This is a genomic window from Borborobacter arsenicus, from assembly GCF_003934165.1.
Taxonomy (GTDB): Bacteria; Pseudomonadota; Alphaproteobacteria; order Rhizobiales; family Rhizobiaceae; genus Pseudaminobacter; species Pseudaminobacter arsenicus.
In genome coordinates this window covers 101,714-116,760 of the sequence record NZ_ML133511.1, presented here as the reverse complement: position 1 = coordinate 116,760, position 15,047 = coordinate 101,714, and the positions used below count along the sequence as shown (strand labels likewise).

Sequence of the window (15,047 nt, the reverse complement as noted above, 5' to 3'; positions counted from 1 at the left end):
CCAGGGATTTCAATCTGCGGTAGTGTTTAGGGATTTATTATACAATTTAAAGTTACAGAGTAGAGCAACGCACCGCAGGGTTGTATGGCATGGCAGGTGACAAGATGTCCGAACTTTTGAGAGGCCCCCGTTATCGGATCTGGCAAAACCGCGCCGGAACCTCGGCGATCGAGTTCGCGTTCGTTGCGCCGCTGTTCCTCATGTTCTTTTTTGGCATGACCGCCTATGGCATCTATTTCGGGGCCAGCCATTCCGTTCAGCAGATTGCGGCCGATGCTGCCCGCACGGCAATCGCGGGACTGGGCGAAGCCGAGCGCAGCGCGCTTGCCGCAGATTTCATCAATCGCAATGCCGGCGGCTATCCGTTTGTCGATCCGCACAACATCGTGGCCCACACCTATGGCAGCGCTGATGACGACAACCAGTTCGTCGTGGCGATCCGCTATGATGCGCGCACGCTGCCGATCTGGAACCTGCTCGACGGTCTGCCGCTGCCCGGCATGACAATCACGCGCCAGTCAACGATACGGATCGGAGGCATATGATGGCACACGGCCTGATTGGATTCCTGGCAGCGCGGGCGGGGGGGTTCCGCCGTAGCGTTTCCGGAAATATTGCAATCATGACGGCCATGAGCATGCCGGTGGCGATCGTTCTTGCCGCCATCGCCGTCGATGAAGCCTCGCTCTACACCGAAAAGCGCGAAACGCAGGCGCTGGCCGATCTCGCGGCAATTACGGCGGCGGCCAATCTTGCCAAGGCAGAAACCGCCGTGCTGACGACGCTTGGCGACAACGGCATGAACGGCGTCACCATCGCTCGCGGCGACGATTTCGATCCGAGGGTAGAGGGTCCCACCGTTTCCGTCACGCCGGGACGCTACATCGCGTCCTTGGCAACAGATGTCGGTGAACGCTTCAAGGCCGGGGCACAGCCCTACAATGCGGTCAAGGTAACTTTGCGCAGGCTGGGCACACGCTATTTCGCCAGTTCGCTGATCGATCCTCCGGTCATTTCGGCGCAGGGCGTGGCAAGCCTTTCGGCACAGGCGGCGTTTTCGATCGGCTCGCGACTTGCGAGCGTGCATGACGGCATATTGAACGGCGTGCTGGGCGGGCTTGTCGGCGGCAGCCTTTCGCTGAGCGTCATGGACTACGAGGCGTTGATCAAGGCGGATGTGAAACTGTTCGATTTTTTCGATGCGCTCGCCACACGCCTCAGCCTTACCGGCGGCACTTATAACGACGTGCTCGATGCGAGCGCCACGATCGGCCAGATCGCCGCGGCAATGGCATCGGTGCCGGGTATCGATCCGCAAGCCAGGCTGGCGGTCCAGGCGATTGCCAATCAGGCCGGTGACGTGAGGATACCACTTTCGAAGCTTTTCGACCTCGGCTCGACGGGCGCCTTGGCCATTGGTAGCCATCCGCGCGGGTTGGCGGCAAGGACAAGCCTGATGGAGGTGCTGACCGCCGGCGCGGCCCTGGCGAATGGCGACAGGCAGGTGGAAGTCGATCTCGGGGCAAGTGTGCCCGGCCTGCTGACCACGAAACTTGCGCTTGCCATCGGCGAGCCGCCGCAATCTACACCGTGGTTTGCGCTTGGCGAGAACGGTACCGTGGTGCGTACGGCCCAGACACGGCTTTTCCTCGAAACCAGGCTTGGCTTGAAGGTTCTTCCGGTGCTCGACATCGTCGAAATAAGGCTGCCGATCTATGCGGAAGTGGCTTTCGCCGAAGCCAAGCTTGCCGACATTTCATGCCGGGCAGGAAAGCCCACCGTTTCCGTTGCAGCCCGGCCCGGCATCTTCGAACTGCGCATAGCCGACATCACCTCCAGCACCTTCCGCAATACGCCGCTGCCGAACGGACGTGCGGAGATCGCGAGGCTTCCCGCCGTGCGGGTTACGGCGCAAGTCGCAGTCACCAGTTCGAACGTGGCTTACAGCAATCTGGAATTCCGCCAGTCCGACATCGATGCGCGCGCGGTCAAGACCGTATCGACGCAAAACATCACGCAATCGCTGATCAGGTCGCTGATCGGCACTCCGGGTGCGCTGAAGGTAGAGGTTCTCGGGCTCGACCTGCTTGGTCTGGGCAATATCCTGCTGCCGGCGCTGAAGGTGGCTCTGGAGCCGGTGAGCGCGACGGTCGATACGCTTCTTTACAATGTGCTCACCGCGCTCGGCATTCATCTTGGCGAAGCCGATGTCCGGGTGACCGGGGCAAGTTGCGGGCAATCCGTTGGTGCAGTAGGCTTATTCGAACTGCCCGACAAAGGTCGACAGTCCCGGCAGCGATACGACGTTGCCCACCATCGTTGCGCCGAAGCTCGGCAGGCTGAGCGAGGTTACGGAGCCAAGCCCCGCCGGAGCCTGCCATTGCGTCGGTTCGTCGGCGAAATTGAACAGGCACAGCAGCTTTTCATTCGCAGTCTTGCGCAGGAAAGCGAGCATGTCCTTACCTGCGTCGAGGAAGCTGACCGAGCCAGTGACGAGCGCGGGCTGAGCCTTCCGGAAGGCCAGCACCTCGCGGTAATGGGCGAGCACCGACCGAGGATCGGCCTCCTGAATATCGGCGGCGCGTCGGCGATGGCTTTCCTGCACCGGCAGCCAGGGCTTGGCGGCAGAAAAGCCGGCATTGAGCGCCTGCGCCTGCCAGGCCATCGGTGTTCGGCAACCGTCGCGGCCCTTGAAGCCCGGCCAGAAGCGAATGCCATAGGGGTCGCGCAAATCCTCGAAGGCGATGTCGGCCTCCTCGAAGCCAAGCTCTTCGCCCTGGTAGAGGCAGATCGAGCCGCGCAGGCAGGACAGCAGTGTAACGGCGAATCTCGCAGTCTGCCCTGTGTCGCTGCCGGGCTTCGTCCAGCGCGAGACGTGACGCACGACATCATGGTTGGAGAAGGCCCAGCAGATCCAGCCGTCCTTGACCGCCTCCTCGAAGGCCTCGACGCTTTTGCGCACATGGGCGGCCGAAAACTCAGGCCCCAGCAGGTCGAATGTGTAGCACATATGCAGCCTGTCGGCGCCTTCGGTATAGGTCGCGACGGTCTGCAGCGAGCGCGTGCCGTCGCCGACTTCGCCCACCGATGTGCGCGCGCCATATTCGTCGAGCAGGGCCCGGAAGCGCTTCAGGAAATCCAGATTTTCCTTCTGCGTCTTGTCGTAGAGATGCTCCTGATAGCCATAGGGATTGGTGTCGGGAATGTCGTTGGCAGCACCCGGAGGCATCGGCGGGTTGTCGCGCAACTGCTTGTCGTGGACGTAAAAATTCACCGTATCGAGCCGGAAGCCATCGACGCCGCGCTCCAGCCAGAAGCGCACGGTCTCCAGAAGAGCATCCTGGACGTCGGGATTGTGGAAGTTGAGGTCTGGCTGCGAGGCGAGGAAATTGTGCAGGTAATATTGCCGGCGCAAGGAATCCCACTCCCAGGCCGAGCCGCCGAAGATGGAGAGCCAGTTGTTGGGCGGGTTGCCATCCGGTTTGGGGTCGGCCCAGACATACCAATCGGCCCTGGCATTGTCGCGGCTTGCCCGGCTCTGAACGAACCAGGGGTGCCGGTCGGACGAATGCGACAGCACCTGGTCGATCATGACCTTCAGGCCGAGGCGATGGGCTTCGGCGATGAGCATGTCGAAATCCTCGATCGTGCCGAATAGCGGATCGACTTCGCAGTAGTCCGAAACGTCATAGCCCATATCGGCCATGGGCGATTTGAAGAAGGGCGACAGCCAGATCGCATCGACGCCGAGCGAGGCGATGTGCCTGAGCCTTTGCGAAATGCCGTTCAGATCGCCGATGCCGTTTCCGGTCGTGTCCTGAAATGAGCGCGGATAGACCTGATAGATGACGCAGCCGCGCCACCAGTCGGCGTTGTTCGCATCCGTCATTTTGCAATCCTTCCGCTTGTCACATGTCTTTCTCACGGGCGAAGACCACGCTTCTGCCGGCCAGCAGAAAAGCTCCAGCCTCGTGTGCCTGTTCGCCGTTCTCGCCCCAAACCATATGCCAGCGCATGCCGTCGCTGGCGGGCAGGGAGAAGGTCGAGGCGCGGCGATCGGCATTGATCAGCACCGCCAATCGCGTCCCGTCTTTACCGTCGAGCATCATGGTCAAGCGCCGGCGCGCCGGATCGTTCCAATCAGATTCGGTGAGTGGTTGCCCGTTTTCAGAGAGCCATTCGACATCGGGTAGCCCATGCGCAGGCGAGGCCTCGCCGGTGAGGAAATCGACCTCGCCGAGCGAGGGAACGGATTTGCGCAGGGCCGACAGCGCTGCCACCGCTTCTTCAAGCGCGATGTCACGGCCAGCCCAGTCCAGCCAAGTCAAATCATTGTCCTGCGCATAGGCATTGTTGTTGCCGCCTTGCGTGCGTCCGAATTCGTCGCCAGCCGTCAGCATGATGGTGCCGCGCGAGGCAAACAGCGTTGCCAGCAGCGCACGGACATCGCGGTGGCGCCGGGCGATGACCTCCTGGTTGGACGTCTTGCCTTCGACACCATTGTTCCATGACAGGTTCTCGTCGTGCCCGTCGCGATTTTGTTCGCCATTGACGTCATTGTGCTTGTGCTCATAGGCGACGAGATCGGCAAGGGTCATGCCGTCATGGGCGGCGATGAAGTTGACGCTGCGGGTCCGTGCCCCGGAAAAGATCTCCGAGGAGCCGGCAAGCCGGGTCGCCACCCGGCCGACCATGCCTTCGTCGCCGCGCCAGAAACGGCGGATATCGTCGCGATAGCGGTCGTTCCACTCCAGGAAGGGCGGGGCGAAATGCCCGAGCTGGTAGCCACCCGGCCCGATGTCCCATGGCTCGGCGATCAGCACGCGGTCGCCAAGTTCGGCATCCTCGCGGATTTCACGAAACAGGTCGGCATTGCCGTCGAAGCCGTATTCGCCGCGACCCAGCACTGGCGCCAGATCGAAGCGGAATCCGTCGACGCCGGCATGGCGGGTGAAATGGCGGAGCGTGTCGAGGATCATTTCGCGTATGATCGGCCGGTCGCAGGCGATCGTGTTGCCGGTGCCGGTGTCGTTGACGAGCTTTCCCGCTCGGTCGTGCCGGAAATAGGCCTGCGCGTCGAGGCCACGCAGGCACAGGGTCGGACCGAATTCATCGCTCTCGCCGGTGTGGTTGAAGACAAGATCGAGAATGACGCCGATGCCGGCGTGGCGGAGTGCTGCCACCGTTTCGCGCAATTCGGCGATGCCGCCCGGCGCGAGGCGCGGGTCGAGCGCCATGAAGGAGACGGGATTGTAGCCCCAGGCATTGCGCAGGCCGAGCGGCGCCAAATGGCGCTCGTCGATCCAGGCCGTTACCGGCATCAGTTCCACAGCATCAACTCCGAGCTTTTGCAGATGCTCGATGATGGCCGGATGGGTCAATGCCGCGATGGTGCCGCGCTGCGCGTCGGGGATGTCGGGATGGCGCATGGTGAAGGCGCGCACGGGCACTTCGTAGATCAAGCCGCCCGGCCGGAACAGCGGCGGGGAGGCGGGCAGGGGCTCCGGCAGTTCGGTAACGATCGCCCTGGGCATCAACGCGGCAGTGTCGGGGCCTTCGCCACGCCTTGCGGCAAGCTGGGGCGAGAACTGATAGGGCCGGTTGATCGCGACCGCATAGGGGTCCATCAGCAGCTTGCCGGGATCGAACCACAGCCCGCGCTCGGGCGCATAGTCGCCACCGGCGCGAAAACCGTAGCGGGTGCCAGCAGCGAGTCCGGGCACCTGCAATGCGAACACGCCTTCGCCCTGCGGTTCAAGCTCCAGCCGCGCAGTCTCCCTTTCGCCGGAAAACAGCGACACCCAGACCTGCCGCGCGGCACCCGACCAGACCGAAAAGCGCACTCCGCCCGATGTGACCGCCGCCCCGAAACGCGGCCTGGCGTAAGTCCGCTCGCGCGATTTCATCAGGTGATGACGCTCGGGCTCTCACGGCCGGTGTGACGGCGGATGCCGGCGATCTCGTCGGCAGCGGCAATCAGGTCGGAGAGTGCTGCCTGCGTATCGAGGTCGTGGCGTGCCGGATCGGGTTCGTAGCGCTCGACATAGAGACGCAGCGTCGCGCCGGAGGTTCCGGTGCCGGAAAGCCGCAGCACCACGCGCGAGCCGCCTTCAAACAGGATGCGGATGCCCTGGTGTTCACTGACCGAGCCGTCGACCGGATCATGATAGGCGAAATCGTCGGCTTTCGTGATCTTCAGGCCGCGCACGACCTTGCCGGGAAGGCTGGACAGCTTGCCGCGCAATTCATCGACCAGCGCATTGGCGGCATCGGACGCCACCGCCTCATAGTCGTGACGCGAATAATAATTGCGGCCGAAACTCGCCCAATGCTCCGCTGCGATCTCCTTCACGCTCTGGCTACGCACGGCAAGGATGTTCAGCCACAACAGCACGGCCCACAGCCCGTCCTTTTCGCGCACATGGTCGGAGCCGGTGCCGGCACTTTCCTCACCGCAGATGGTCGCCATGCCGGCATCGAGCAGATTGCCGAAGAATTTCCAGCCGGTCGGGGTCTCATACATGCCGATGCCGAGTTTTTTGGCGACGAGATCGGCTGCGCCGCTGGTCGGCATGGAACGGGCGATGCCTTTCAGCCCGGATCGGTAGCCGGGAGCAAGATGGGCATTGGCGGCCAGCATGGCGAGCGAATCCGATGGGGTGACGAAAATACCCCGGCCGATAATCAGGTTGCGGTCGCCGTCGCCGTCAGAAGCCGCGCCGAAATCCGGCGCATCCGGCCCCATCATCTCGTCATAGAGCGCCTTGGCGTGGACGAGATTGGGGTCGGGGTGGTGCCCGCCGAAATCGGGCAGCGGCACGAAATTGCGGGCAGTGCCTACCGGAGCGCCGAGGCGACGTTCCAGTATCTCCTTGGCATAGGGGCCGGTGACCGCATGCATGGCGTCGAAAGCCATGCGGAAGCCGGAGGCGAACATTTTGCCGATGGCCTCGAAATCGAACAGGCTCTTCATCAGTTCGGCATAGTCGGCGACGGGGTCGATGATCTCGACCGCCATGCCGGCAGCCTCCGTCGTGCCGATCGTGTCGATATCGACCGGCGCGATATCGGCGATCATATAGCGCGAAATGACTTTCGAGCGCGCAAAGACGGCCTCGGTAATTTTCTCCGGTGCCGGGCCGCCATTGCCGATATTGTATTTGATGCCGAAATCCTCATGCGGGCCGCCGGGATTGTGACTCGCTGAGAGAACAATGCCGCCGAAGGCCTTGTATTTGCGGATGATATGGGATGCGGCAGGGGTCGAGAGGATGCCGCCCTTACCGATGATGGCGCGGCCGAAGCCGTTTGCGGCGGCCATGGCGATGACCGTCTGGATGACTTCCCGATTGTAGTAGCGGCCGTCGCCGCCGACTACCAGCGTCTTGCCCGCAAAGCCTTCAAGCGAATCGAACAGCGACTGGACGAAATTCTCGACATAGTTTGGCTGCTGGAATACCGGCACCTTCTTCCTGAGCCCGGACGTGCCCGGCCTCTGGTCGGCAAACGGAGTGGTTTCAACGGTTCTTGCCATGCGTCATGCAGCCTTTTTCATAATCAGCGATCGGTAGAGCTGAACGTATTTTTCAGCGCTTCGCTCCCACGACAGGTCGGATTTCATGCCTTGCCGCTGGAGGGCCGCCCATGTCGGGCGCTCGGCATAGGCGGCGATGGCCCGGCGGATGGCATGAAGGAATGCATCGCCATTTTCGGGTGCGAACTGGAAGCCGCTTGCCACTGCAGCAGACAGCGCCGCCTCGTTGGCGTCGATGATGGTGTCGGCAAGGCCGCCGGTGCGCGCGACGATCGGCACGCAGCCATAGCGCAAGCCGTAAAGCTGCGTCAGCCCGCAGGGCTCGAAGCGCGAGGGAATGACGATGGCATCGCAGCCGCCCTGCATCAGGTGGGAGAGTTGCTCGTCATAGCCGATGACGGTGCCGACGCGACCGCGATGGCGGGCAGCCGCCGCCAGCAGCGCGCCTTCCAGTGCGGCATCGCCTGCACCAAGAATGGCGAACCGGGCACCGGCAGCAACGGCCTCGTCGAGGATCGAGTTCAGTATGTCCATTCCCTTCTGCCAGGTGAGGCGGCTGACGACGCAGAAAACGGGGCCGCTGTCATGGTCCAGTTGAAAGCGCTCCTCCACCGCCCGCTTGTTGATGGCGCGAGGCTTGAGGGTTTTGGCGGAGAAGTTGGCGGCAAGATGACGGTCGGTCGCTGGATTCCAGATGTCCACATCGATGCCGTTGACGATGCCGGCAAGATCGGCAGCGCGCAGATTGATCAGTCCGTCGAGCCCCATGCCGAAGGCAGGCGTGCGGATTTCCTGCGCATAGGTCGGGCTGACCGTGGTGATTGCCGAAGCCGCCTGCAGGCCGGCCTTGAGAAAGCCGACGCCGCCATAATATTCCACGCCGTCGAGCGTCATGGCGCTGTCGGGCAGGCCGAGTTCGGGAAAGATCGTCGCCGGGAAGCGGCCCTGGAAGGCGAGATTGTGGACCGTCATGACGGAAGGCATGCTGGCTGCCTTGCCGTAGCGCATATAGGCAAGCGTCATCGCTGCCTGCCAGTCATGCGCATGCACCAGATCGGGCACATAGCCGGGCAGGGCACCGGCGGCGATGTCGGCGCCGACCTGGCCGAGCGCGGCGAAGCGCCGCCAATTGTCTGCCCAGTCTGCGCCGCTGGCATCGCCATAAGGGCCTCCCGAGCGCTCAAACAGATGCGGCGCGTCGAGCACGAGCAGGTCCAGATCCGAAACCGACGCTGGGCGAAGAGACGCCTTTCCGCCGTGGAGGTTTTGATAGGTCAGGAGCGGCTTTGACTTGGCAAGAGCTGCCATGACAACCGGATAGCCTGGAAGCAGCGTGCGGGTGGCGACGCCCTGGTGGGCGAGCGCGATGGGCAGCGCGCCGGCGACATCGGCAAGCCCCCCGGTTTTGATAAGCGGAAAAATCTCCGGGGTAACGGAAAGGACCTGCATGCGTCAGGCTTCCAGCCTGTCGATCATCGGCTGGGTGATCAGGCACACGCCTTTTTCCGAGACGCGGAAGCGTTTGGCGTCCAGTTCCGGATCCTCGCCGACCACCAACCCTTCGGGAATGTTCACGCCATGATCGAGGATGACGCGCCTGAGCCGCGCGCTGCGCCCGACATGGCAGTCGGGCAGCATGACGACGCCTTCCAGCAAGGCATAGGAATGGATGCGCGCGCCGGCAAAGATCAGGCTGTGGCGCAAGGTGGCACCGGAGACGATGCAATCGCCGGCGACAAGTGAGGAGACGGCCGAGCCGCGGCGACCGTCCTCGTCATGCACGAATTTGGCCGGCGGCTTCAGTTCGGAATAGGTCCAGATCGGCCAGTCCCGATCATAGAGGTCGAGTTCCGGGGTAACGTCGGTCAGGTCGATATTGGCCTCCCAATAGGCATCAATGGTTCCGACATCGCGCCAATAGGCTTCGCTCTCGGCGCTGGAGCGAATGCAGGATTTGGAGAAGCGATGGGCCACCGCCTTACCGTTCTTCACGATGTGGGGAATGATGTCGTTGCCGAAATCACGGCTGGATTCGGGGTCGTCGGCATCGCGGCGCAATTGCTCCATCAGGAATCTGGTGCGGAACACATAGATGCCCATCGAGGCCAGCGCAAAGTCGGGTTTGTCTGGAATTCCAGGTGGATCGGCCGGTTTTTCGATGAAGGATATGATGTTGTCCTTCTGGTCGACATGCATGACGCCGAAGGCGGAAGCATCCTTACGCGGCACTTCGAGGCAGCCGATGGTGACATCGGCGCCGGCCTCGACATGCTGGCGCAGCATCAGTTCGTAATCCATCTTGTAGATGTGGTCGCCGGCGAGAACGACCATATATTCCGGATTGTAACTCTCGATGATGTCGATGTTCTGGTAGACGGCGTCGGCGGTTCCCTCATACCACTGGGTTTCGGAAACGCGCTGGCTTGCCGGCAGGATGTCGAAGCTTTCGTTGCGCTCCGGGCGCAGGAAATTCCAGCCCCGCTGCAGATGGCGGATCAGCGAATGCGCCTTGTATTGAGTTGCCACGCCGAGGCGGCGGATGCCGGAATTCAGGGCGTTCGACAGGGCGAAATCGATGATGCGGGTCTTGCCGCCGAAAAAGACGGCGGGCTTGGCGCGGCGGTCGGTCAGCTCCTTCAGCCTGCTGCCGCGCCCGCCTGCCAGCACATAGGCCATGGCGTCACGCGCCAGCGGTTGCGTTATTCTTGAAGCCGGCATGGTTTCCTCCCCGGTTACCTATTTCTCGGCAGGTTCGAGCATAAGCGTTGCCAGCGGCGGCAGTTCCAAAGTCGCGTGAACGCTGCCATCCCTGCCGGCCACGGCCTCGATCATGCCGCGATTGCCCTTGCCCGAGCCGCCATAATCGGCCGCATCGGTGTTGATGATCTCGCGCCATTTGCCGGCGGTTGGCAGGGGCAGGCGGTAATTGGCGTGCGGCACCGGCGTGAAATTGGACACGACGGCTATCGGCCTGGTGCCCGGCGCCATACGCAGCCAGGCAAAGACGGAATTGGCGCTGTCATCGACGATCAGCCAGGAAAAGCCTTCCGGTTCGCAGTCGCGCGCATGAAGGGCCGGGCGGGCGCGATAGAGATGGTTGAGATCGCGCACCAGCCGGTGTGTGCCACGATGGGCAGGCCGGTCGAGCAGATACCAGTCGAGCTGGCGCGCCTCGCTCCACTCCGCGCCTTGCGCGAATTCCTGCCCCATGAACAGCAGCTTCTTGCCGGGATAACCCCACATGAAGGCGTAATAGGCGCGCAGGGTGGCGAATTTCTGCCAGTCGTCGCCAGCCATCTTGTTGAGCAGGCTGCGCTTGCCGTGGACCACCTCGTCATGGGAAAGCGCCAGCACGAAATTCTCGCTGAAGGCATAGACCAGCCCGAAGGTGATTTCGTTGTGGTGATGCTTGCGGTGGACCGGCTCCTTCGACAGGTAGCGCAGCGTGTCGTTCATGAAGCCCATGTTCCACTTGAAGCCGAAACCAAGCCCGCCTTCATGCACGGGCTGCGAGACTTTCGGCCATGAGGTCGATTCCTCGGCGATCGTCATGATGCCGGGATGAGCGCCATAGACCGCGATGTTCATGTTCTGCAGAAAGCTCACGGCCTCCAGATTCTCGCGGCCGCCATGCTTGTTGGGCAGCCATTCGCCCGCCTTGCGCGAATAGTCGAGGTAAAGCATCGAGGCGACCGCATCGACCCGCAGCCCGTCGAGATGGTATTTCTCGGCCCAGAACAGCGCGTTGTTGACGAGGTAGGATGCAACCTCGCGGCGGCCGAAATTATAGATCGCCGTGTTCCAGTCGGGATGGTGGCCTTTGCGCGGGTCCGCGTGCTCGTAAAGCGCGGTGCCGTCGAAATGCGCCAGCCCGTGCTCGTCGGTCGGAAAATGCGCCGGCACCCAATCCAGTATGACGCCGATGCCGGCCCGATGTGCGCCGTCGATGAAACGGGCGAAGCCCTCCGGTTCGCCGAAGCGTGCGGTCGGGGCGTAAAGCCCGGTCGTCTGGTAGCCCCATGACGGATCATAGGGATGTTCGGTGATCGGCATGAACTCGATATGGGTGAAGCCCATGTCGGAGACGTAAGGGATCAGTTCGTCGGCAAGCTCGTCCCAACTGAGAAAGCCGCCATCGGCATGACGCCGCCATGATCCGGCATGGACCTCGTAGATGGAGATCGCCTCCCGGCGAGCGTCGGCATTTTGCCAATAGGCCCGATGCTCCTGGTCTCCCCATTCATGGGCGAGCGGAGCGCTGGTGATGGACGCGGTTGCGGGTCGCAATTCGGTACGGAAGGCGAAGGGGTCGGCCTTCAGCGGCAGTTTCTCGCCCTTCGGGCCGATTATCTCGAATTTATAGGCACGACCTGCGTCGATATCGGGGATGAATATCTCCCAGATGCCGGTATCGCGCCGGTGGCGCATCACATCGCGGCGGCCGTCCCAATCGTTGAAATCGCCAACCACCGAAACGCGGCGGGCATTGGGTGCCCAGACCGCAAAATGCGCGCCGGCGACGCCCTCATGCTCGATCAGATGGGCGCCGAGCTTGTCGAACAGCCGCAGATGCGAGCCTTCCGCGATGAAATAATCGTCCATCGGGCCAAGGACCGGGCCGAAGGAATAGGGGTCGAACAACCACCATTCGCCGCCCGCATTGCGTGCCCTGTATTTGATCGGCTGGCGCTTGCGCACCGAAAGCGGACCTTCGAAGAAACCGGCCTCATCGCGGCGGACCAGTTCGCCTGCTGGTTTGCCCGCCAGCGTGAAAGCGGTGACTTCCTTGGCATGCGGGATGAAGCAGCGGGCGACAAGCCGGCCCTGAATTGCCTGGACGCCAAGCACGGAAAACGGATCGCCATGCGTGCCAGCCAGGATTGCTTCGACCTCGCTGGCCGCAACCGTTGCGGGCGGTTCGTCGCTCGCGGTCCTGGCGCGCGGCTTTTTCATCTGGCGGCCGCTCCTCCCTTGTTGCGTCGCGTCTTGCGCGATGACCCACGCGGCAGCCACCATGCAATCACATCAAGCAGTTACGTTCCAGATGTCGTTTGCATATTCGCGGATCGTCCGATCGGAGGAAAACCACCCCATTCGCGCCACGTTGCGGATGGATTTCGCATGCCAGGCGGCGGGATCGCGCCAGACGGCGTCGATTCTGCGCTGCATGGAAGCATAGGCGTCGAAGTCGGCAGCCACCATGAACCAGTCGTGGTCATAGAGGCCGGAAACCAGATCGCGATATCGATTTGGATCGTCGGGCGAGAAAACGCCGGATGAAATCGCCGCAAGCGCCTGCGCCAGTTCGGGCGTGCCTTCGATCAGTGCACGCGGGGCATAGCCATTGTTGCGGCGCTCGGCCACTTCCTCGGCTGTCAGCCCGAAGATGAAGATATTGTCCTCACCGACGTGCTGCCTGATCTCGACATTGGCGCCGTCGAGCGTGCCGATGGTCAAGGCGCCGTTGAGGGCGAATTTCATATTGCCGGTTCCGGAGGCTTCCATGCCGGCAGTCGAAATCTGCTCGGAAAGATCGGCTGCCGGTATCATGATTTCGGCCAGGCTGACATTATAGTTCGGAACGAAGACCAGCTTGAGCAGGCCGCGAACAGCCGGATCGCGGTTGACGACGCGGGCGACGTCATTGGCCAGTTTGATGATGAGCTTGGCGTTGTGATAGCCGGGCGCGGCTTTGCCGCCGAAGAATTTGACCCGCGGGGTCCAGTCGCGCTCGGGATGCGAGCGAATCTGGTCATAGAGCGCCACCGCCTCGACGATGTTCAAGAGCTGGCGCTTATATTCATGGATGCGCTTGATCTGGATGTCGAAGAGGGCGGACGGATCGAGCCGGATGCCCAGGCGCTGCGCGGTGAGGGCGGCCAGACGCTCCTTGTTGGCGCGCTTCACGGCCGCAAATTTCTCGCGGAAGGCGGCGTCTTCGGCAAAGGCGTCCAGGTCTTTCAGCGTATCGATATCGTCGAGGAACCGGTCGCCTATCGCCTCGCGCACCAGCGCCGTCAGCCCCGGATTGCACTGGAACAGCCAGCGGCGCGGCGTGATGCCGTTGGTCTTGTTGCTGATGCGGACGGGATAGAGCCGGTGGAGATCGGCAAACACCGTTTCCTTCATCAACTGCGTATGCAGCGCCGAGACGCCATTGACCGAGTGCGAACCGACAAAGGCGAGATTGCCCATGCGCACGCGGCGCTCGCCATTTTCCTCGATCAGCGAGATGCGGCTGATCTGGCCGCCATCGAACTGCCCGCTTGCGTGTGCCTCGGTCAGCACCTGCGCATTGATGGCGTAGATGATCTGCATATGGCGCGGCAAAAGCCGCTCGAACAGCGGCACCGGCCAGCTTTCCAACGCTTCCGGCAGTAGCGTGTGGTTGGTGTAGGCGAAGGTTTTCCGGGTGATGTCCCAGGCGGCATTGAAATCGATGCCGTGGACGTCCATCAAAAGCCGCATGAGCTCGGCGACGGCAACGGCCGGATGCGTGTCGTTGAGATGGATCGCTGCCTTGTCGGGCAGGGAGTGAAGATCGCCATACTGGCTGAGATGGCGCTGGATGATGTCCTGCAGCGAGGCGGCGGAGAAGAAATATTCCTGCCGCAGCCGCAATTCCTGCCCGGCGGCGCTGGAATCGGCGGGGTAGAGCACACGCGAAAGCGCGTCGGCCTTGTTGCTTTCGGCAAGCGCGCCGAGATGGTCGCCGGCATTGAAGCGGTCGAGCAGGATCGGATCGACCGGCATGCCGGCCCATAGCCGCAGCGTGTTGACGCGCCTCCCATGCCAGCCGACCACCGGCGTGTCATAGGCAACCGCCAGCACTCGCTCCTGCGGCCTCCAGACATGGCGCTCATCCTGGCCGCCCGGACCTGCAATCGCCTCGACCGTGCCGCCGAAGCCGACTTCCATCGAGCGCTCGCGTCGCTCGAACTCCCACGGATTGCCGTGATCGAGCCAGGTCTCCGGCAGTTCGACCTGCCAGCCATCCGAGATTTCCTGGCGGAACATGCCATTGGCATAGCGGATGCCATAGCCATGCGCGGCCACGCCGACCGTTGCCATGCTTTCCATGAAGCAGGCGGCAAGACGGCCAAGCCCGCCATTGCCGAGCGCGGCATCGGGCTCGAGTGTGGCGATCTCGTCCAGATCGACGCCAAGTGACGCCAGCGCTTCCCGCATGGCCGCCATAACGTCGAGATTGGAGAAGGCGTCGCGGGTGAGGCGGCCGATCAGGAATTCCAGCGACAGGTAGTAGACCCGCTTGGCCTGTGCGTCATAGATCTGTTTGGTCGAGGCGATCCATGCATCTACGATGCGGTCGCGCACGACCTTGATGGATGCCGTCAGCCAGTCATGGGGGGTGGCGACATTGGCATCCTTGCCGCCCCGATACCTTAGCGCCTTCACGATCTCGGCCGCGAGTTCCTTCGGGTCGGGCTGTTGCGGCATGGATGATGCGGGCGCTGGTGCAGATTTCATCTTGTCTCGTTACGTTGGTCTGCCC

9 protein-coding genes and 1 pseudogene are annotated in these 15,047 nt (G+C 62.5%); 2 read left to right on the top strand and 8 right to left on the bottom strand.

From position 1 onward, the window contains the following. Window positions 1-104 precede the first annotated feature (104 nt). The gene (locus EET67_RS05390) at window positions 105-545 is read left to right on the top strand and encodes a TadE/TadG family type IV pilus assembly protein (RefSeq protein ID WP_245450741.1); all 441 of its coding nucleotides are present in this window, start codon (window positions 105-107) and stop codon (window positions 543-545) included. After that, a pseudogene (locus EET67_RS25990) lies at window positions 542-973 on the top strand (pilus assembly protein TadG-related protein); the annotation flags it as partial. The gene EET67_RS05390 and the pseudogene EET67_RS25990, both read left to right, overlap by 4 nt. A 783-nt stretch (window positions 974-1,756) precedes the next feature. On the opposite strand, the gene EET67_RS25985 reads toward EET67_RS25990, so the two are convergent. The 8 genes from EET67_RS25985 to EET67_RS05350 all read right to left on the bottom strand — a co-directional run bounded on the left by EET67_RS25985 (window position 1,757) and on the right by EET67_RS05350 (window position 15,022). Then, window positions 1,757-2,194, bottom strand: a complete 438-nt coding sequence (locus EET67_RS25985) for a hypothetical protein (protein WP_245450739.1) — start codon at window positions 2,192-2,194, stop codon at window positions 1,757-1,759. A gap of 63 nt (window positions 2,195-2,257) precedes the next feature. Further along, entirely contained in the window at window positions 2,258-3,889 is a 1,632-nt protein-coding gene (gene bglA, locus EET67_RS05380) for a beta-galactosidase BglA (RefSeq protein ID WP_128625197.1), read from the bottom strand. Between the two features lie 19 nt (window positions 3,890-3,908). Next, window positions 3,909-5,906 carry a glycogen debranching protein GlgX gene (gene glgX / locus EET67_RS05375; RefSeq protein WP_128625196.1) on the bottom strand — a complete coding sequence of 666 codons (1,998 nt, stop codon included), beginning with the start codon at window positions 5,904-5,906 and terminating at the stop codon, window positions 3,909-3,911. After that, the gene (locus EET67_RS05370; RefSeq protein WP_128625195.1) at window positions 5,906-7,534 is read right to left on the bottom strand and encodes an alpha-D-glucose phosphate-specific phosphoglucomutase; all 1,629 of its coding nucleotides are present in this window, start codon (window positions 7,532-7,534) and stop codon (window positions 5,906-5,908) included. Before EET67_RS05370 ends, glgX begins: the two co-directional genes overlap by 1 nt. A 3-nt stretch (window positions 7,535-7,537) precedes the next feature. Further along, window positions 7,538-8,983 (bottom strand): glycogen synthase GlgA, encoded by a 1,446-nt coding sequence (gene glgA / locus EET67_RS05365; RefSeq protein WP_128625194.1) that lies wholly within the window; start codon window positions 8,981-8,983, stop codon window positions 7,538-7,540. A 3-nt stretch (window positions 8,984-8,986) separates the two neighbouring features. After that, on the bottom strand, window positions 8,987-10,252 hold the full coding sequence (glgC, locus tag EET67_RS05360) for a glucose-1-phosphate adenylyltransferase (RefSeq protein WP_128625193.1): 1,266 nt from the start codon (window positions 10,250-10,252) through the stop codon (window positions 8,987-8,989). 18 nt (window positions 10,253-10,270) lie between these two features. Continuing rightward, window positions 10,271-12,487, bottom strand: coding sequence for a 1,4-alpha-glucan branching protein GlgB (glgB, locus tag EET67_RS05355; RefSeq protein ID WP_128625192.1), 2,217 nt, complete (start codon window positions 12,485-12,487; stop codon window positions 10,271-10,273). Window positions 12,488-12,559: 72 nt separating this feature from the next. Next, entirely contained in the window at window positions 12,560-15,022 is a 2,463-nt protein-coding gene (locus EET67_RS05350; RefSeq protein ID WP_128625191.1) for a glycogen/starch/alpha-glucan phosphorylase, read from the bottom strand. Between the last annotated feature and the right edge of the window lie 25 nt (window positions 15,023-15,047).